Genomic DNA, 17,396 nt, shown 5'->3' with positions numbered 1-17,396 from the left:
GCCAGCCGGCCCGCCAGTGCGCCGGCGTGCGGCCGGCAGCGACGGTCGAGCCAGCCGAACAGCAGCGCCCAGGCCAGCGTCAGCCCGCCCCAGACGCTCAGCAGCTTCACCACCGGAAAACCATGCCAGAGCATGCTCAGCACCGTGGCCGGATCTTCGGACAGGTACTGGAACACCAGGCTGTTCAACCGCTGGTGGAATTCCTGGTAGAAGTTCAGCTCGATCATACCGAGCAGGATCACCAGGCTGGCGCAGGCGCTCAGCCAGATCCGCTGCAGGCCGCGCGCGGCCATCGCCCGACGGCTGAGCACCGCCAGCGACAGCGGCAGCAGGATGTAGACCAGCAGGCGCAGGTCGAAGCGCAGGCCGTTGCCGAAGCCTTCGAGCAAAATCCCCAGCGATGCGCCGCCGATCAGCTCGCGATTGAACAGCAGCAGCGCCAGGCGCAGCAGGGAAAGCAGGGCCAGCAACGCAAGGGCGCTGCCGGCCATGAACAGCAGGTGGTGGCGCAGCCCCGGCTGGGCAGCGGCCTTGCCCGTATCACGGGTGGTTCCATTGGTCATGACAGGTTCCTTGGAAGACGGTACGGGCTCAGAGCAGGATCACCGCCCAGACCACGGCGATCAGCGTCATGGTCAGCAGTTGCGCGGCACTGCCCATGTCCTTGGCGCGCTTGGACAGCGGGTGCAGCTCCAGGGAGATGCGGTCGACGGTGGCCTCGATGGCCGAATTGAGCAGCTCGACGATCGGCGCCAGCAGCACCACGGCGATCAGCACGGCGCGCTCGACGCGGCTGACGTCGAGCAGCAACGCCAGCGGGATCAGCAGCAGGTCGAGCAGCAGCACCTGGCGGAAGGCCGCCTCGCCCTGAAACGCCGCGCGCAGCCCGGCCAGCGAATAGCCACCGGCCTGCAGGATGCGCCGCAGCCCCTGGCGGCCCTTGAGGCTCTGCGCGTCGAGGGCGGCGGCCAGCGGTTCAGAATCCATCGGCACCCTCCCGCACGGCGGCCAGCGCCTGGCGATATTCGGCCTCGAGCCGAAGCCAGTCGGCGTCCGGCATGGGCTCGGCGTGGCGGCGCAACTGCGCCATGTCCCGTCGCGAGGCACGGCGGTAAGACAGCCGGCGGCGGCACTTCTCCAGATCGAGCAGGGCGACCTCGACCTGGGCGCGGTCACCCTCGCCTTCGACCTGCACGAAGATGTGCTTGGGGTACAGGCAGCCATGCTGCCAGCCGGCGCGATGCAGGCGCGCCAGCATCTCGGCCAGGCGCCGCAGCACCCGGTGCCGCAGCGCCTCGCCGGCGCTCTGGGCCGCGCCCTGGTACCACTGCTCGAGGCTGACGAAGCCGACGAGCGCCTCGGTGACCAGCAGCGCCCGCCATTGCCCTTGCGGGCGCTGCGCGGCGCAATAGACCACCCGTGGCACGCGGATGCCGAGTTGCTCCAGCGCCCGCAGCGCATGATATTCGCGTAGCGCGGTGGGACGGCCGAACGGGTGGCCCAGCGAGCGATACAGGTGCCCGGTCTGGCGCTTGCAATACAACAGCGGCAGGCGCGGATCGCCCAGGCGCAGGCGCTTGACGCCGCTTTCGCCGGCGCGCCGCAGGTTGGGCTCCTCGACCCACTCGCCCTGCGCGTTCCACCAGCGCTCGAAGGTGCTGGCCCGAGCCTGCGGGCCGGGTAATACGAGTTGTAGGCCCATGCTCAGCCCCTCTTGCGCAGCACGTAGACGCGCCACATGGCGTAGCCGGGGAGGAAGTCGCTGCGGTCGAGGATGTCGAAGCCGGCCTCGGCGAACTCCGCCTCGATCAGCGAACGGGCGACGACGAAGCGGTTCTGGTTGTCCCTGGCCGAGCGCCGGCGCTCCAGGCGCTTGCGCTTCCAGGCCTTGTAGTTGCCGTCCACCCACAGCGAGACGACCAGCGTGTCGCGGGTGACGCGGTGGAACTCGCGCAGCATCGCCAGGCGGTGCGCCGGATCGGCGATGTGGTGCAGCAGGCGCATGCAGAAGATGCTGTCCACCGCGTTGTCGCCCATGTCGATGGCGAACGCCGAGGTCTGGAAGGTTTCCACCCGCTTGACCACCTCCAGCGGCTGCGCGGCCTCGGCGATGGCCAGCATGTCGGGCGAATTGTCCGCGGCGAAGATCATGCGCGTCGGGTGTTCGGCCAGCAGGGGCCAGAAGCGCCCGGCGCCGCAGGGCAGGTCGAGGACCAGGTCGGGGTCGCCGGCGACTTTCAGCGCGCGGCGGGCCAGTTGCTCGTCACGCCAGTGCGACAGGCGCCGGGCCAGGCCGTCCTGGTGCTTGTGCAGATATTCGTGGGCGTGCTCGCGGTCGTACTTGCGCGAGAACTCCAGTTCGATGGGGCTCGATCTCGTCATGGCGGGCGTTCCGGTAATGAGCAGAACGCCAAACTAGCGAGGCAGGCATCAAGGCCCCGTCAAAAGGATGTGAAAAAAACGTCAAGCGTCGCCCGCGTTCAGCCGCACCCGAAAGCAACTGCCCTGCGGTTCGCACGGCTGCACGCCGACTTCCCAGCCCTGATGCGCGCAGATCCGCTTGACCAGCGACAACCCCAGCCCGAGCCCTTCGCCACGCGCCTCGGCGCCCCGCACGAACGGCTGGAACATGCGCTCCTGCTGCTCCAGCGGGATGCCCACGCCACTGTCCTCGACGCGAAAACCGCCGCGGGCGAGCATCAGCCGCACCGTGCCGCGCTCGGTATAGTGCAGCGCATTGCGCAGCAGATTGGACATCACCGTGCTGAGCAGCGTGTGGTTGTAGGCACCGTCGTCCCGCGCCTCCTCGATCAGCTCGAAGGTCAGGCCCTTTTCCGCCAGCAACGGCCCCCAGCGCTCGCTCTGCTCGGCCGCCACGCTCTGCAGGCTGGCGGCGCCGCCGAAGGAGGCCTGCTCCGGCCGTGCCCGGGCCAGCAGCAGGAAGGTGTCCACCAGCGCGTGCATCTCCTGCGCGGCGCGGCGGATGCGGGCCACCGGCCGTTGCGCGCGATCCGGCAGCTCGGCCTGCTCGAGCAGTTCACAGGCACCGAGCACCACCATCAGCGGCGTGCGCAGCTCGTGGCTGACGTCGGCGGTGAACAGCCGCTCGCGCTCCAGGGTCTGGCGCAGCTGGCTGAGGGTGCTGTCGAAGGCGGCTGCCAGGTGTCCCACCTCGTCGTCCGGGTACTGCAAGGCCAGGGGCGGCGCCAGCGGATGCAGCTGGTCGCGGTGGCGCACCTGGTTGGCCAGCCGGCTCACCGGCGCCATCACCCGGTTCGCCATCAACCGGCCCAGCCCCCAGGCGCCCAGTACGCTGAGCAGGAAGCCGGCCAGCACCACGTTGAACAGCGCATTCTCGCGGGCCTCGAATTCGTGCTGTTCCTGCACCAGCAGATACTTCTCGCCTCCGACCCCGCGCTGGTAGACGTAAAACGCATCCTCGTCGCGCACGACCTCGGTGAAGCCGTCGGCAAGCCCCTGGAATGCCTTCGGAATGGCGCGCTCCGACAGGTTCGAGGCGAAGAAGCGGGTCGCCGAGTCGAGGCGCGGCGCGCTGCGCTGGACCAGCACGTCGTTCAAAACGGTGTCCAGTTCGCGCCCCAGTTCCTCGGTGACCAGATGCTCCTCGATGAAATGCACCACGCCGACGATACCGAGGGCGAAGGTGCCGCTGACCACCAGTGTCATCAGGGTGAAGGCGATGACGATTCGTCGCGCGAGCGGCTGCTTAGCGAGCATCGGCGTCCTCCGCCAGGCGGAAGCCCACCCCATGCACGGTATGCAGCAGCGGCCTGTCGAAAGGCTTGTCCAGCACCTGGCGCAGCTGATGGATATGGCTGCGCAGGCTGTCGCTGTCGGGAACGTCCTCGCCCCAGAGCGCGTCCTCGAGCTGCTCGCGGCGCACCACCGCCGGGCTCTTCTGCATCAGGATCGCCAGCAGCTTGTGGCCGATGGGATTGAGCCGCAGCGGCTGGCCAGCGCGCACCGCCTGCAGGGTATCGAGGTCGTAGCACAGGTCGCCGACCTGCAGCTGGCGCTTGCGCGAGCCCTGGCTGCGCCGGAGGATCGCCTCGATGCGCGCCACCAGTTCGGACAGGGCGAAGGGCTTGATCAGGTAGTCGTCGGCCCCGGCACCGAGCCCCTGCAGCCGATCGGGCAGCGCGTCGCGGGCGGTGAGCATGATGATCGGCGTGTCGCGCCCGGCATCCTCGCGCAGGCGCTTGCAGACCTGATAGCCGTCGATGCCCGGCAGCATGATGTCCAGCACGATGAGGTCGTAGTCCTGGGTGGCCGCCAGGTGCAGGCCGCTGAGCCCGTCCTGGGCGCAGTCGACCACGTAGCCCTTGAGCTCCAGGTAGTCCAGCACATTGGCCAGGATGTCTCGATTGTCTTCGATGACGAGGATGCGCATGTCGCCTCGCGGGTGGGGTCGATGATGAAATTTTCACGCCTTCTTTACGAAGGGCTCACGGGCACGAACGCAGACTGCGGCGCATTCAACCCGCTCCGTGGATCATACGATGCCTCTCCTCCGTCATGCTCAGCTTCGTTACCTCTGCCTGCTCCTCGGCCTCTGGCTCGGAGTGTTTCTGCTCACCCGCTCGGCGCTGCTGGCCGCGCACTGGCAGGAGGCGGCCGCCGCGCCGCTCGACCTGCTGCGCATCTACGCCGAAGGCTCGCTCTACGACCTGGCCTACCTGGCCTTCGCCGCCGTGCCGCTGGCGCTGTACCTCGCGCTCTGCCCGCCGCGGATCTGGGCCAGCCGCTGGCATCGCCTCGGCCTGCGCATGCTGGTGGTGCCGAGCCTCTATGCAATGCTGTTCACCGCGGTGGCCGAATGGCTGTTCTGGGACGAGTTCGGCGTGCGCTTCAACTTCATCGCCGTGGATTACCTGGTGTATTCCGACGAGATGATCCGCAACATCATGGAGTCCTACCCGATCTATACGTTGCTGAGCCTGCTGGCCGGGCTGTCGCTGGTGCTGGGCCTGGCCCTGCAGCGGCTGGTCGGCCGCGCGCTGGACGCACCGGGCCTGACCTGGCGTGGTGGCGCCGGCATGCTGGCGGGCGTGACCGGCATGGCACTGGCCGGTGCCATGGTCGTCGGCCAGGACTTCCCGCGCAGTGCGGCCGGCAACCCCTACCAGCGCGAACTGGCGAGCAACGGCCCGTACCAGTTCTTCGCCGCCTTCCGCAACAACGAGCTGGACTACCCGCAGTTCTATGCCACCCTGCCCGAACGGAATGTCGCCAGCCAGCTGCGCGCCGAGGTCAGCGCGCCGAACGCGCGCTTCATCGGCAGCGACCCGCTGGACATCCGCCGGATGATCGACAACCCGGGCAGCCCACGCCAGTTGAACATCGTGCTGGTCACCATCGAGAGCCTCAGCGCCAAGTACCTGGGCAGCTTCGGCGACCCGCGCGGGCTGACGCCCAACCTCGACGCCCTGCGCCAGCAGAGCCTGTTCTTCAATAATTTCTACGCCACCGGCACCCGCACCGACCGCGGCCTGGAGGCGATCACCCTGTCGGTGCCGCCGACCCCGGGCCGCTCGATCGTCAAGCGCATCGGCCGCGAGAGCGGTTTCGCCAGCCTCGGCCAGCAGCTGCGCGCCCAGGGCTACGACAGCGTGTTCCTCTATGGCGGGCGTGGCTACTTCGACAACATGAGCGCCTTCTTCGGCGGCAACGGCTACCGCGTGGTCGACCAGAGCAGCGCGAACGAGGCAGACATCCATTTCAAGAACGCCTGGGGCATGGCCGACGAGGACCTCTACACGCTGGCGCTGCGCGAAGCGGACGCCGACCATGCCGTCGGCAAGCCCTTCCTGCTGCAACTGATGACCACCTCCAATCACCGCCCCTACACCTACCCCGACGGACGCATCGATATTGCATCCGGCGACGGCCGCGAAGGCGCGGTGAAATACGCCGACTACGCCATCGGCAAGTTCCTCGAGCAGGCACGCGGCAGGCCCTGGTTCGCCAACACGCTGTTCGTCTTCGTCGCCGACCACACCGCGGGCAGCGCCGGCGCCCAGGACCTGCCGGTGGCCAGCTACCACATCCCGCTGTTCGTCTACGCACCGGCGCTGGTCGAACCGCGCGAGGTGGACGGCGTCGCCAGCCAGATCGACATTGCCCCCACCCTGCTCGGCCTGCTGAACCTGGATTACGTCTCGACCTTCTTCGGCCGCGACCTGCTGCACGACGCGACCCGGCCGGGCCGGGCGCTGATCGGCAACTACCAGCACCTGGGCCTGTTCGACGGCAAGGACCTGGCGATTCTCAGCCCACGGCGCGGCATACGCCGGCACGACGATGCGCTGCACTCGAGCCATGAGTCCCAGGCGCTGCTGGAGGACCCACTGGTGCAGCGCGACGTCGCCTATTACCAGGGCGCCAGCTACGACTACCGGCATGCCCTGCTGGGCTGGCAGAGCGTACCGGCCAACGCCAACCAACTCAGCCAGCGCTGAACCTGCCGGCGCCGCTGCGGCGCTCTGGAGCATCGATGACCACCCGTTCCAATGCCGGCAACGCGAGCCGGCCATTCAACTTCGCGCTGGGCTTCGGCGCACCTGCCGCGGCGATGGCGGCATTGCTGTTCGGCGATCCGACGCAACTGGATTTCGCCCTGTCGCGGCTGTTCTACGAGCCGGGCGTGGGCTTCGTCGGCCGGTACAGCTGGCTACTCGAGGACTTCCTGCATGATCGGGTCAAGCAGCTGGTGATCGTCATCGGCGTGCTGGCCATCGCCGGCTTCCTGCTCAGCCTGTTGCCGACCCGCCTGGCCCGCTGGCGCCGCCCGCTGGGTTACCTGGTGCTGGCGCTCGGGCTGTCGACCAGCATCGTCACCCCGCTCAAGACCCTCACCGGCGTGCATTGCCCCTGGAGCCTCAGTGAATTCGGCGGCAGCGAGACCTTCACCCCGCTACTGTCCGCGCGTGCGCCGAGCCTCAAGCCGGGGCGCTGCTGGCCCGGCGGCCACGCCTCGGCAGGGTTTTCGCTGCTGGCGCTGTTCTTCGTGCTGCGCGACAGGCATCCGCGGCTGGCGCGCTCTGCCCTGGGGTTGGCGCTGGGCCTGGGCCTGGTGCTGTCGCTCGGGCGCATCATGCAGGGCGCGCACTTCCTCTCGCACAACCTCTGGACGCTGCTGTTCGACTGGACCATCTGCCTGGCCTGCTACCGGCTGGTGCTCTATCGGCCGGCGCCCGCCATGCAGTCGGCCGCGGCGGTCGAGCCGGCGATCTAGACGTGCCCCTGTAGGAGCGGGTCATACCCGCGCCTACAAGGGCACTTCAGGCAACACGCAATCGGGACAGCCTTCATCAAGGGTGCCGACCGGCCCTGGCGCGGCCTTCGTGCTCAGTGGCGCAAGGCCTGGGCCTTGGCCTGATCCACATGGTGGCGCCAGTCGCGGTCGCGCTCGCGCTCCAGGGCATTGCTCCGCCAGGCGGTCAGCCCGCCGCCGTTCGCCTGCAGGGCCTGGCATTGCCGGAAGCCATCGTCCCAGCCCTCGGCATACAGCGGCTGGCTCATGTAGTGCGGTACATCCTTGCGGAACTGCGCCAGTGCGCCGGCGGCCTGGCGCCCGCTGCCACAGCCAGCGCGGAACCCCTCGGCATATTCCGGCGGATAGTCGTCACCGGCCAATTGCCCGGGAACACCCTGACAACCGGCCAGTGAGAGCCCGGCAAGTATCGCCGCCAGCAATGCCCGGCGGTTGCGCGGTGGCTGGCGGCGCCGCTTGGCGGCACGTTGGGGATGCGAAAGGCGCGTGGACATCGGGTTCACCCCTGCGAAAGACAACGAAAGCCCGCGGCCATGCAGCGCACGCCGCGGTGACGCTGAGCAGTCTGGGCGCCTCGTCGTCAGGGTTTCGTCAAGGCGATGTGAACAAGGCGTGAAGGCGCCGGCAGGAACGCACCCTACCCTTCCTCACGCCGGAAGCTGTAGAACAGGTTGGGTTCGCTGACGACATAGAGCGTGCCGTCGTTGTCGATCGTCACGCCCTCGGGTTGCGGTGCGGAGTGCTGCAGGTCGCTGAGCAGGCCGTGGAGGCTGCGGTAGCTGAGCATGCGGCCGTCGTCGCTGAGCTCCATCACCAGGCGGGACTCGTCGCTGAGCAGGATCAGGTGGCCGGTGGCCGCATCGAAATGGATATCCGACAGGTCGGTGGCGAACACCTGCCTGGCGATCCAGTCGCTGCGATCATGGATCGCCAGCTGCAACTGGCCATCAAGGCTGGCCGCCAGGCCATCGACTTCGTACAGCTGGCGCGGGTCGCGCTCCTTGACGATGAACATGCGATCGCCGGCGGCATCGTAGGTCACCCCCTCGAAGCCCTTGTTGCCGTTGAGGGCGATGCCCAGCGAAAAGAACTTCGCTTCGGAAATATCGATGGTTCGCGGCAAGGCCGGCAGCTGGAAGATGCTCACCTGCTGGGTGCGCTCGTCCGACACCGCGACCCGGCCGCCGCCCATGTAGGTCAGCCCCTCGATGTCGCCGAAGCCCTCCAGCGGATAGCGCTCGAGCAGTTCGCCGGTCTTGCTCAGCGCGACGATTTGCGTCGGCCCGCCATTGATCACGCCCAACAGGCGGTCGAGATCGGCATCATAGGTAATGGCCGAGAGGTTGCGGGCGATGCCTTCGACCGGCTTGGCGTCGATGGCGACCCGGTAGGCCGGCAGCCAGCGGTTGGCCAGGTCCTGGCCGGTGACATGCATCTGCCGGGTCAGGTAAAAGTACAGGCGTTCGTCCCAATGCAGCACAACGCTGACGGCCAGGCCGAGCAGCAACGCGGCCAGGCCGAACAGCCGGCGCCGCCGGCCGAAGCGAAGGCCCATGCGGGGCCCGGTGTACAGGGAGCTTTGCGTCATCGTGACACATCCTCAGCGCTGGCGCCGCCAGTTCGTCTGCTCATAGAAGGAGCGCCCGGTGTCCGGACAGCCCCCGTTCATGGCCCGCCTGCAAGGCTGGGCCCGTACCCTCAAACGTGACGTGATGGCGCTCTGGTTCTGCACCCGCCACCCGGATACGCCCTGGTGGCTGCGCGTGCTGACCGTGGCCATCGTGGCCTACGCCCTCAGCCCGATCGACCTGATTCCCGACTTCATTCCGCTGCTCGGCTATCTCGACGACCTGCTCCTGCTGCCGCTGGGCATCTGGCTGGTGCTGCGCCTGATGCCGCCGGGCGTCCTTGCCGAATGCCGCAGCCGGGCCCTGGCCTGGGAAGCGCAGCGGGCGGCACGGCCGGTCAGCCGCGCCGGTGCCGTGGTGATCCTGCTGCTCTGGCTGATCGGCGCCGCGCTGGTCGGCTACTGGCTGATCGGGCGTGGCCGAACATAACCAAACGAATGTGAAAAAAACGTAGCGGCTCAAACGGCGCCAGGACCGCGCTCGCGCCTTAAGACTGCCTTAAGTTTGCCGACCAACAATCCGCCCCAGGCTCATAACCGAGGTTCCCCGATGGAACTGCCCTGGGTTGATCACACCGACGCATTGGCGCGTATCGGCCGCGAACCGCCGCTGACCCTGCAGCTGGCGCACGCCGGCCAAGGCGCGCGGCGCGTGGCGCTGGAAGACTTCATCCGCCGGCGTTTCGCCGAGCACTATCAGGCACGGGTGCGGCATTTCATGCCCTGCCTGCTCGGCCTGCACAGCGCGAACGGCGAGGTACAGGGCGCGGTCGGCCTGCGCAGCGCCCAGCGCCGCCCGCTGTTTCTCGAACGCTACCTGGACCTGCCGATCGAGCAGGCCGTCAGCCAGCGCTGCGGCCGCGAGGTGATCCGCGCGGAAATCGTCGAGGTGGGCAACCTGGCCGCCTTCGGCAATGCCTCGGCGCGCCTGCTGATCGTCGCGCTGACCGATCTGCTGGTCGCCCAGGGCTTTCGCTGGGTGGTGTTCACCGGCACGCCGGCGCTGCTCAACAGCTTTCAGCGCCTGGCACTCAACCCGTTGCCGCTGGGCCTGGCCGACCCGGCGCGGATGGGTGAAGAACTCCCCGACTGGGGCAGCTACTACGCCAGCCGGCCCCAAGTGATGGCCGGCGAGATCCTGCCGGGCCATCAGCACCTGCTGCAGCTCGGCGTCTATGCGCGGCTCGGCTACCAGCCCCTGTTCATCGCCGGCGAGGTGCCCCATGCAGCCTGCAGCTGAACGCTTCTGGGCCGCGCTCGAACGGCACGCCGGCATCGCGCTGAGCGAAGGCGCGCGCCAGCTGAGCTACGCCGAACTGCGCCATGAGATCGCCGCCCGTGCCAGCCGGCTCGAAACGCTCGGCGTGCAGCGCGTCGCCCTGGCGCTGGACAACGGCCTGGACTGGGCGCTGTGGGATCTGGCCCTGCTGCGCGCCGGGCTGGTCTGCGTCCCGCTGCCCGGCTTCTTCTCGCCCGCCCAGCAGGCGCACGTGTTGCAGCATGCCGGCATCGACTGCCTGATCGGCGCGGCCAGCACGCTGACCGCGCGCACCGGTTTCGCGCAGCACGAGCCCGGCCTGCTGCTGCGTTCGCACACCGCCGCCACGCCGGTACCGGCCGGCACGCGGAAGATCACCTACACCTCCGGCACCACCGGCCAGCCCAAGGGCGTCTGCCTGGACGCCGCGGCGCAGCTGGCGGTGGCCGAAAGCCTGTGGCAGGCCAGCGGCCCGTGCGACATCCGCCATCACCTGTGCGTGCTGCCGCTGGCCACCCTGCTGGAGAACATCGCCGGGCTCTATGCGCCGCTGCTGGCCGGTGCCCGGATCGAGTTGCGGCCGCTGACGCAGATCGGCTTCTCCGGCAGTGCCGGCTTCGACCTGCCGCGCTTTCTCGCCACGCTGAATGAAAGCCGGCCGCACAGCCTGATCCTGCTGCCGCAGCTGCTGCTGGCGCTGGTCAGCGCCGCAGAGCAGGGCCTGCCGCTGCCGGCCTCGCTGCGCTTCGTCGCGGTCGGTGGCGGGCGGGTGGCACCGCAGCTGCTCGAACGCGCCGAGCGGCTCGGCCTGCCGGTGTACGAGGGCTATGGCTTGTCCGAGTGCGCCTCGGTGGTCTGCCTGAACACACCCGAAGCGCGGCGCATCGGCAGCGTCGGCCGGCCGCTGCCACACCTGGCACTGCGCCTGGCCGATGACGGCGAGGTGCTGGTCCGGGGGCCGCGCATGCTCGGCTATCTCGGCGAGCCGGCGCTCGACGGTGAGTGGCTGGCGAGCGGCGACCTGGGGCATTTCGAGGACGGCTTCCTCATCCTCCACGGGCGCAAGAAGCACCAGTTCGTCACCGCCTACGGGCGCAACGTCAACCCCGAATGGGTGGAGGCCGAGCTGGTCCAGCAGGCTTCGATCGCCCAGGCCTGGCTGCACGGCGAAGCGCTGGCGCAGAACGTCGCCGTGCTGGTGCCACGGCGCGCCGACTGCAGCGATGCCGAACTGGCCCGGGCGGTCGAGCGGGTGAATGCCGGCCTGCCGGACTACGCCCGCGCACACCACTGGCTGCGCGCAGCCGAACCCTTTTGCAGCGACAACGGCCTGGCCACCGCCAACGGCCGGCTGCGCCGCCCGGCCCTGCTGGAACGCTACCTGGCGGCGATCGACGCCCTTCAATCCCGATGAGGTACACCATGGAATTCTTCGACCAGTTGCAACACCAGACCAGCGCCGAACGCGAATACCTGCTGGCCTCGCCGATCATCCATGCCGCGCTGGCCGGCACCGCCAGCCACGCGCAGTACATCGCCTTCCTCACCCAGGCCTATCACCACGTCAAGCACACCGTGCCGCTCTTGATGGCCTGCGGCGCGCGCCTGCCGGAACGGCTGGAATGGCTGCGCGAGGCCATCGCCGAATACATCGAGGAAGAGATCGGCCACCAGGAGTGGATCCTCAACGACATCCGCGCCTGTGGCGGCGATGCCGAGGCGGTGCGCCACGGCCAGCCGGCGCTGCCCACCGAGCTGATGGTCGCCTATGTCTACGACCGCATCGCCCGGCACAACCCGGCGAGCTTCTTCGGCATGGTCAACGTGCTCGAAGGCACCAGCATCGCCCTGGCCACCCAGGCCGCCGGCGTGCTGCAGGCCAAGCTCGAGCTGCCGGCCAAGGCGTTCAGCTACCTGACCTCCCACGGCAGCCTCGACCTGGAGCACATCGAGTTCTTCAAGAAGCTGATGAACCGCCTCGACGACGAGCACGACAAGGCCGCCGTGGTGCATACGGCCCGCGTGGTGTACCGCCTCTACGGCGACATCTTCCGCAGCCTGACGGCCTGAGGGCGCGACCATGCAACTCAATCAATGTCGCGCCCTGCTCACCGGCGCCAGCGGCGGCATCGGCCGGATGCTGGTCGAACGGCTCTGTGCCGGCGGCGCCCGGCTGCTGCTGGTGGGGCGCGACAGCCTCGCCCTGGAAGACCTCGCCCGGCGCTATCCCGGCCAGCTCAGCCTGGTCTGCGCCGACCTCGCCCAGCGCAGCGGCCGGCAGACGGTGCTCGACGCCGCGCGCCGCTTCGGCGGGCTCAACTGCGTGATCAACGCCGCGGGGATCAACCAGTTCACACTGCTCGAACAGCAGGACGAAGACGCCATCGCCCGGCTGATCGGCGTCAACGTCACCGCCACGCTGCAACTCACCCACCTGCTGCTGCCGCTGCTGCGCCAGCAACCGCAGGCACTGCTGATCAACCTCGGCTCGACCTTCGGCTCGATCGGCTACCCGGGCTTCGCCGCCTACTGCGCCAGCAAGTTCGCCGTGCGCGGTTTCTCCGAGGCGCTGCGCCGCGAGCTGGCCGACAGCCACGTCAAGGTGCTCTACATCGCGCCGCGGGCCACCCGCACGGCGATGAACAGCGCCGACGTGGTGGCGATGAACGACGCACTCAAGGTCGGCATGGACGACCCGCAGGCCGTCGCCCGGCAGATCGTCCGCGCCATCGTCGCCGAGCGCGAGGAGCTCTACCTCGGCTGGCCGGAAAAGCTCTTCGTGCGCCTCAACAGCCTACTGCCGCGGCTGGTCGACCAGGCGCTGCGCAAGCAGCTGCCGGTGATCAAGCGCTTCGCCCGCAGCGCGCCCCGTCCGACCCCACCTGGAGAACAGCCATGAAATACCTCATCGGTCTCTGCTGCACCCTGCTGGCGCTGGCCAGCCAGCCCTCCTTCGCCCTCAGCCCGGCCAGCGAGACGGCGCTGCGCCAGGTGCAGACGCGCTGGGCCGAGATCAACTACCGGCTACCGCCGACGCAACGCGAAGCGGCCTTCGCCAGGCTCGCCGCCGAGGCCGAAAGCGCCGTGGCCGGCGAACCGCGGGCCGCCGAGCTGCATATCTGGCACGGCATCGTGCTGAGCACCTGGGCCGGCGCCAAGGGCGGCCTCGGCGCGCTCGGCCTGGTCAAGCAGGCCAAGGCCGAGCTGGAGAAGGCCATCGAGCTCGACCCCAGGGCGTTGGACGGCTCGGCCTACACCAGCCTGGCCAGCCTCTACTACCAGGTGCCCGGCTGGCCGATCGGCTTCGGCGACGACGACAAGGCCGAAGCGCTGTTCCGGCAGGCGCTGGCACTGAACCCGGACGGCATCGACCCGAACTACTTCCACGGCGATTTCCTGCTGCGCCAGAAACGCTACGGCGAAGCCCGCGCGGCGTTGCAGAAGGCCCTCGCCGCGCCGGACCGCCCCCGGCCGCGCAGTCGCCGATGCCGGCCGCCGCGACGAGGCCCGCGCGCTGCTCGCCGAGGTCGAGGAAAAGCTGGAATAACCACGCGCTACGGCGTTGAATGCACGGCAACACCGCGAGCAAGAGGAACCACATGCGCATTCTGCTGGTGGAAGACGATCGCGCCCTCGGCGAGGGCATCCGCACCGCGCTCAAGCCCGAGGCTACACGGTCGACTGGCTGCAGGACGGCGCCAGCGCGCTGCATGCGCTGAACCACGAGAGCTTCGAGCTGGCCATCCTCGACCTTGGCCTGCCGCGCCTCGACGGCCTGGACGTGCTCAAGCGCCTGCGCGCCGCGGCCAACCCGGTGCCGGTGCTGGTGCTCACCGCGCGCGATGCCACCAGCGACCGCATCGCCGGGCTGGATGCCGGCGCCGACGACTACCTGGTCAAGCCGTTCGACGTCGCCGAACTCAAGGCACGTCTGCGCGCGCTGCTGCGGCGCAGCTTCAATCGCCCGGAGCCGGTGCTGGAGTACCGTGGCATTCTGCTCGATCCGGTCAACCAGCAGGTCAGCTACCAGGGCGCGCCGGTCAACCTGCCGCGCAAGGAGTTCGTCCTGCTCCACGAACTGCTCGCCCAGCCCGGCCGTGTGCTGACCCGCGACCGGCTGCAGCAGGCGCTCTACGGCTGGGACGAGGAGGTCGAGAGCAACGCGCTGGAAGTGCACATCCACCACCTGCGCCGCAAGTTCTTCCCCGAGCTGATCCGCACCGTGCGCGGCGTCGGCTACCTGGTGGATAAATGCTGAAGCGCTCGATCCGCCAGCGCACCCTGGCGCTGCTGCTCGGCACCCTGCTGCTGTCGCTGAGCCTGATCTCCTGGCGCAGCTACCGCGACGCCCACCACGAGATCGAAGAGCTGTTCGACGCCCAGCTGGCGCAGAGCGCGCGGCTGGTGCAGGGTCTGATCGTGAGCGAGATGAGCCCGCAGGCACGGCAGGCCCTGCAGACGGCGCTGGACGCGGCGGTGAACGCGCGGCGCGACCAGGGCGTGCCCGGCCACGACTACGAGAGCAAGCTGGGCTTCCAGGTCTTCGCCGCGGACGGCCGCACCGTGCTGCAATCGGCCGGCGCCCCGGATGGCGCGCTGCAGCAACTGCTGGCCAGTACCGGCGCGGCGACGGAGCAGCCCTTCGCCCGGCTGGGCGGCGGTTATCACGACGTCGTGCTCGACGGCCGCGCCTGGCGGCTGTTCCTGCTGCAGGACCACCAGGACGCGTTGTGGATCCTGGTCAGCGAGCGCGGCGACGTGCGCGGCGAGCTGGTCGGCAAGATCGCCCGGCGCAGCCTGCTGCCGGACCTCATCGGCCTGCCGCTGCTGGCCCTGCTGATCTGGCTGGCGGTGGGCTGGGGCCTGCGGCCGCTGGCGCGCATGGCGCAGCTGCTCAAGGCGCGCGATCCGGACAACCTCGCACCACTGCTGCTGGCGCCGCTGCCACGGGAGCTGGAGCCGGTCGCCGCCTCGCTGAACCGCCTGCTGCAGCAGCTCAACCAACTGGTCGAGCGCGAGAAGCGTTTCATTGCCGACGCCGCCCACGAACTGCGCACGCCGCTGGCGGTGCTGCGCATCCACGCACAGAATGCCCAACAGGCCGCAAGCGAGCGGGAACGCGAAGAAGCGCTCGAACAACTGCTCGCCGGCGTCGACCGCACCACCCGGGTGGTCACCCAGCTGCTCACCCTCGCCCGCCTGGAGCCCAGCGCCCAGCAGTTGCGCCTGGCGCCGCTGGACCTTCGCGCCCTGGTGCGCGAGACGCTCGCCGAGCTGACGCCGCTGGCGCTGGCGCGCGAGCAGGAGCTGACCCTGGAGGCCGACGAACACGCCGACCTGCGCCTGGACGGCGATGCCGCAAGCCTGGCCACCCTGCTGCAGAACCTGGTGGGCAATGCGCTGGAATACACGCCGTGCGGCGGACGCATCGAGGTGCAGCTGCATGGCGACAGCGATCGCTTGACCCTCGAAGTCGCCGACAGCGGCCCGGGCATCGCCGTCGAACTGCGTCCGCAACTGTTCGAACGCTTCTTCCGTCTCGGCGAAGGCCAGGGCGCCGGGCTCGGCCTGTCGATCGTCGCCCGCATCGCCGAGTTGCACGGCGCCACGGTCGAGCTGCTGGACTCGCCGCTGGGTGGGCTGCGGGTCGTGGTGCGCCTGCCGCGACGGGGCGTGGCGGCGGAAAAGGCCTTTGGCCGTTTTCCACCCTACGGCAGCCAGAACCCGCGCAGTCCGTAGGGTGGATGGCCGAAGCCATCCACCACCAACCGGCTGCGGCAACACGCCCTACCCCTCGCTAAGCTTCGCTTAAGTTTCGCTACCTAGAATGGCCGCATTACCCATACGCGGAGTAGTGAAATGAACGGTAAAACGGGGCCGGCGAGCTACGGGCGGCTGTCCATCGGTTTGCACTGGCTGATGCTGCTGTTGATCGCCGCGGTATACGCGACCATCGAACTCAAGGGTAATTTCGCCAAGGGCAGCGAGCCGCGCGAGATGCTCAAGCACTGGCACTTCATGCTCGGCCTGGCGGTGTTCGCGCTGGTCTGGCTGCGCCTGCTGGCGCGCTGGCTGCGGCCGGCACCGAACGCCGTGGCGGGTGCTGCCTGGGAACAGGCGCTGGCGAAAGCGATGCACCTGGCGCTGTACGGGCTGATGATCGGCCTGCCGCTGCTGGGCTGGCTGACACTCAGCGCCGCGGACAAGCCGATCCCCTTCTTCGGCCTCGAACTGCCGGCGCTGGTCGCGCCGAATCCCGACCGGGCCGGGCAGTTCAAGGAGCTGCATGAAGCGCTGGCGCAGGCCGGTTACTGGCTGATCGGCCTGCACGCGGCGGCCGCGCTGTTCCACCAGTACGTACGCCGCGACGGCACCCTGCAGCGGATGCTGCCGCACCGGCACCAGGCCTGAGGCGCAGATGTGAAAACACCCGGTCGGCTCGCCTGCGACCGGGCGTTCGCCTGTTTCAGCCGAGCAGGTCGCTGAACGGCAGGTACTCCACCGGCTGGCCTTCTTCGAGCGTGCGGTTGCACTCGACGATGGCCAGCCCCTCGGCCCAGCTGGCGGAGGTCAGCATCGCCGAGCCCTGGCGCGGATGCAGGCAGACACGCAGCTCGCCCTCGACCGTCTCCAGCCGCGCGCGCAAGTACTGGCGCCGGCTGTTGAGCTTGCGCCAGGCGAAGCCGGCCGGCAGGCGCAGCGGCTTGGGCAGCACCTCCCTGCAGCCCTGGGCGCGCAACAGGAACGGCCGCGCCACCACCAGCGAGGTGATCAGCGCCGCAGCCGGATTGCCCGGCAGGCCGATCCATGGCTTGCCGCCCACTTCACCGAAAGCCAACGGCTTGCCCGGCTGGATCGCCAGGCGCCACAGGTGCAGCTCGCCGAGTTCGCGGATCGCCTGCTTGAGGTGATCCTCCTCGCCCACCGAGACACCGCCGGAGGTGATCAGCAGGTCCCACTCCGAAGCGGCCAAGGCCAGGGCGTCGCGGCTGGCGGCCAGTTCGTCGACCAGGATCTCGTAGTCGTGCACCTCCAGGCCGAGGCTGCGCAGCACGCCGAGCAGGCAGTAGCGGTTGGAGTTGTAGATCTGCCCCGGCGCCAGCGGCTGGCCCGGTTCGCGCAGCTCGTTGCCGCTGGACAGCAGACCGACGCGCAGCCGGCGGTAGACCGCGACGCGGGCGACGCCGAAGCTCGCCAGCAGCCCAGTCCTGCGGCCG

General features: G+C 69.1%; 17 protein-coding genes and 3 pseudogenes. 11 read left to right on the top strand and 9 right to left on the bottom strand.

Features of this window, described 5'->3' with window-relative positions; all coding sequences use genetic code 11:
* The 6 genes and pseudogenes from BAY1663_RS18935 to BAY1663_RS18910 all read right to left on the bottom strand — a co-directional run.
* Window positions 1–563 (bottom strand): annotated as a pseudogene (locus BAY1663_RS18935) (LTA synthase family protein); the annotation flags it as partial.
* A 28-nt stretch (window positions 564–591) separates the two neighbouring features.
* On the bottom strand, window positions 592–987 hold the full coding sequence (locus BAY1663_RS18930) for a diacylglycerol kinase (protein ID WP_037043758.1): 396 nt from the start codon (window positions 985–987) through the stop codon (window positions 592–594).
* A complete protein-coding gene (locus BAY1663_RS18925) occupies window positions 977–1,702 on the bottom strand; it encodes a lipopolysaccharide kinase InaA family protein (protein ID WP_037043755.1) in 726 nt (241 codons plus the stop codon). Before BAY1663_RS18925 ends, BAY1663_RS18930 begins: the two co-directional genes overlap by 11 nt.
* 2 nt (window positions 1,703–1,704) lie before the next feature.
* On the bottom strand, window positions 1,705–2,382 hold the full coding sequence (locus BAY1663_RS18920; protein WP_037043751.1) for a class I SAM-dependent methyltransferase: 678 nt from the start codon (window positions 2,380–2,382) through the stop codon (window positions 1,705–1,707).
* 81 nt (window positions 2,383–2,463) lie between these two features.
* The gene (locus BAY1663_RS18915) at window positions 2,464–3,738 is read right to left on the bottom strand and encodes a HAMP domain-containing sensor histidine kinase (RefSeq protein ID WP_037043748.1); all 1,275 of its coding nucleotides are present in this window, start codon (window positions 3,736–3,738) and stop codon (window positions 2,464–2,466) included.
* Window positions 3,728–4,411, bottom strand: a complete 684-nt coding sequence (locus BAY1663_RS18910) for a response regulator transcription factor (protein WP_037043745.1) — start codon at window positions 4,409–4,411, stop codon at window positions 3,728–3,730. Before BAY1663_RS18910 ends, BAY1663_RS18915 begins: the two co-directional genes overlap by 11 nt.
* A 109-nt stretch (window positions 4,412–4,520) precedes the next feature.
* Here BAY1663_RS18910 and BAY1663_RS18905 point away from each other — a divergent pair, with 109 nt between their 5' ends.
* Together BAY1663_RS18905 and BAY1663_RS18900 are read left to right on the top strand one after the other, a co-directional pair.
* On the top strand, window positions 4,521–6,479 hold the full coding sequence (locus BAY1663_RS18905) for an LTA synthase family protein (RefSeq protein ID WP_037043742.1): 1,959 nt from the start codon (window positions 4,521–4,523) through the stop codon (window positions 6,477–6,479).
* 35 nt (window positions 6,480–6,514) lie between these two features.
* Window positions 6,515–7,255 carry a phosphatase PAP2 family protein gene (locus tag BAY1663_RS18900; RefSeq protein WP_037043739.1) on the top strand — a complete coding sequence of 247 codons (741 nt, stop codon included), beginning with the start codon at window positions 6,515–6,517 and terminating at the stop codon, window positions 7,253–7,255.
* Between the two features lie 113 nt (window positions 7,256–7,368).
* Here the strand turns inward: BAY1663_RS18900 and BAY1663_RS18895 are convergent, their stop codons facing one another.
* Together BAY1663_RS18895 and BAY1663_RS18890 are read right to left on the bottom strand one after the other, a co-directional pair.
* A complete protein-coding gene (locus BAY1663_RS18895) occupies window positions 7,369–7,788 on the bottom strand; it encodes a hypothetical protein (protein ID WP_256206877.1) in 420 nt (139 codons plus the stop codon).
* A 143-nt stretch (window positions 7,789–7,931) separates the two neighbouring features.
* Window positions 7,932–8,882 carry an SdiA-regulated domain-containing protein gene (locus BAY1663_RS18890; protein WP_128576391.1) on the bottom strand — a complete coding sequence of 317 codons (951 nt, stop codon included), beginning with the start codon at window positions 8,880–8,882 and terminating at the stop codon, window positions 7,932–7,934.
* A gap of 79 nt (window positions 8,883–8,961) precedes the next feature.
* Here BAY1663_RS18890 and BAY1663_RS18885 point away from each other — a divergent pair, with 79 nt between their 5' ends.
* The 9 genes and pseudogenes from BAY1663_RS18885 to BAY1663_RS18850 all read left to right on the top strand — a co-directional run bounded on the left by BAY1663_RS18885 (window position 8,962) and on the right by BAY1663_RS18850 (window position 16,590).
* A complete protein-coding gene (locus BAY1663_RS18885; protein WP_037043736.1) occupies window positions 8,962–9,351 on the top strand; it encodes a YkvA family protein in 390 nt (129 codons plus the stop codon).
* Window positions 9,352–9,471: 120 nt separating this feature from the next.
* A complete protein-coding gene (locus BAY1663_RS18880) occupies window positions 9,472–10,161 on the top strand; it encodes a thermostable hemolysin (RefSeq protein ID WP_037043735.1) in 690 nt (229 codons plus the stop codon).
* Window positions 10,145–11,593 carry an AMP-binding protein gene (locus tag BAY1663_RS18875; protein ID WP_037043734.1) on the top strand — a complete coding sequence of 483 codons (1,449 nt, stop codon included), beginning with the start codon at window positions 10,145–10,147 and terminating at the stop codon, window positions 11,591–11,593. Before BAY1663_RS18880 ends, BAY1663_RS18875 begins: the two co-directional genes overlap by 17 nt.
* An 8-nt stretch (window positions 11,594–11,601) precedes the next feature.
* Window positions 11,602–12,249 (top strand): TenA family transcriptional regulator, encoded by a 648-nt coding sequence (locus BAY1663_RS18870; protein ID WP_037043732.1) that lies wholly within the window; start codon window positions 11,602–11,604, stop codon window positions 12,247–12,249.
* Between the two features lie 10 nt (window positions 12,250–12,259).
* Entirely contained in the window at window positions 12,260–13,078 is an 819-nt protein-coding gene (locus tag BAY1663_RS18865; protein ID WP_037043730.1) for an SDR family oxidoreductase, read from the top strand.
* A pseudogene (locus BAY1663_RS25460) lies at window positions 13,075–13,726 on the top strand (tetratricopeptide repeat protein). The gene BAY1663_RS18865 and the pseudogene BAY1663_RS25460 overlap by 4 nt, the downstream one beginning before the upstream one ends.
* A 52-nt stretch (window positions 13,727–13,778) precedes the next feature.
* A pseudogene (locus BAY1663_RS18860) lies at window positions 13,779–14,437 on the top strand (response regulator).
* Window positions 14,431–15,918 (top strand): ATP-binding protein, encoded by a 1,488-nt coding sequence (locus tag BAY1663_RS18855; protein ID WP_051497186.1) that lies wholly within the window; start codon window positions 14,431–14,433, stop codon window positions 15,916–15,918. The pseudogene BAY1663_RS18860 and the gene BAY1663_RS18855 overlap by 7 nt, the downstream one beginning before the upstream one ends.
* A gap of 120 nt (window positions 15,919–16,038) precedes the next feature.
* Complete coding sequence (locus tag BAY1663_RS18850; protein ID WP_037043728.1) at window positions 16,039–16,590, top strand: cytochrome b; 552 nt, start codon at window positions 16,039–16,041, stop codon at window positions 16,588–16,590.
* A 55-nt stretch (window positions 16,591–16,645) separates the two neighbouring features.
* On the opposite strand, the gene BAY1663_RS18845 is transcribed toward BAY1663_RS18850, so the two are convergent.
* Window positions 16,646–17,396, bottom strand: a 751-nt coding sequence (locus BAY1663_RS18845) for a molybdopterin molybdotransferase MoeA (RefSeq protein WP_037043725.1), incomplete at its 5' end; no start/stop codon positions are given.

This window comes from Pseudomonas sp. BAY1663, from assembly GCF_000582595.1.
GTDB classification, from domain to species: Bacteria; Pseudomonadota; Gammaproteobacteria; order Pseudomonadales; family Pseudomonadaceae; genus Stutzerimonas; species Stutzerimonas stutzeri_AF.
Note: the sequence above shows the minus strand (reverse complement) of the source record. Positions and strands in the feature narration are given on the sequence as shown.

Excerpts from the sequence above, each read along its gene's own strand:
- BAY1663_RS18905 (WP_037043742.1), top strand. The coding sequence starts at position 4,521 with ATGCCTCTCCTCCGTCATGCTCAGCTTCGTTACCTCTGCCTGCTCCTC.
- BAY1663_RS18880 (WP_037043735.1), top strand. The coding sequence starts at position 9,472 with ATGGAACTGCCCTGGGTTGATCACACCGACGCATTGGCGCGTATCGGC.
- BAY1663_RS18925 (WP_037043755.1), bottom strand. The coding sequence starts at position 1,702 with ATGGGCCTACAACTCGTATTACCCGGCCCGCAGGCTCGGGCCAGCACC.
- BAY1663_RS18920 (WP_037043751.1), bottom strand. The coding sequence starts at position 2,382 with ATGACGAGATCGAGCCCCATCGAACTGGAGTTCTCGCGCAAGTACGAC.
- BAY1663_RS18890 (WP_128576391.1), bottom strand. The coding sequence starts at position 8,882 with ATGACGCAAAGCTCCCTGTACACCGGGCCCCGCATGGGCCTTCGCTTC.
- BAY1663_RS18865 (WP_037043730.1), top strand. The coding sequence starts at position 12,260 with ATGCAACTCAATCAATGTCGCGCCCTGCTCACCGGCGCCAGCGGCGGC.
- BAY1663_RS18855 (WP_051497186.1), top strand. The coding sequence starts at position 14,431 with ATGCTGAAGCGCTCGATCCGCCAGCGCACCCTGGCGCTGCTGCTCGGC.
- BAY1663_RS18895 (WP_256206877.1), bottom strand. The coding sequence starts at position 7,788 with ATGTCCACGCGCCTTTCGCATCCCCAACGTGCCGCCAAGCGGCGCCGC.
- BAY1663_RS18885 (WP_037043736.1), top strand. The coding sequence starts at position 8,962 with ATGGCCCGCCTGCAAGGCTGGGCCCGTACCCTCAAACGTGACGTGATG.
- BAY1663_RS18910 (WP_037043745.1), bottom strand. The coding sequence starts at position 4,411 with ATGCGCATCCTCGTCATCGAAGACAATCGAGACATCCTGGCCAATGTG.
- BAY1663_RS18915 (WP_037043748.1), bottom strand. The coding sequence starts at position 3,738 with ATGCTCGCTAAGCAGCCGCTCGCGCGACGAATCGTCATCGCCTTCACC.
- BAY1663_RS18930 (WP_037043758.1), bottom strand. The coding sequence starts at position 987 with ATGGATTCTGAACCGCTGGCCGCCGCCCTCGACGCGCAGAGCCTCAAG.
- BAY1663_RS18870 (WP_037043732.1), top strand. The coding sequence starts at position 11,602 with ATGGAATTCTTCGACCAGTTGCAACACCAGACCAGCGCCGAACGCGAA.
- BAY1663_RS18850 (WP_037043728.1), top strand. The coding sequence starts at position 16,039 with ATGAACGGTAAAACGGGGCCGGCGAGCTACGGGCGGCTGTCCATCGGT.
- BAY1663_RS18900 (WP_037043739.1), top strand. The coding sequence starts at position 6,515 with ATGACCACCCGTTCCAATGCCGGCAACGCGAGCCGGCCATTCAACTTC.
- BAY1663_RS18875 (WP_037043734.1), top strand. The coding sequence starts at position 10,145 with ATGCAGCCTGCAGCTGAACGCTTCTGGGCCGCGCTCGAACGGCACGCC.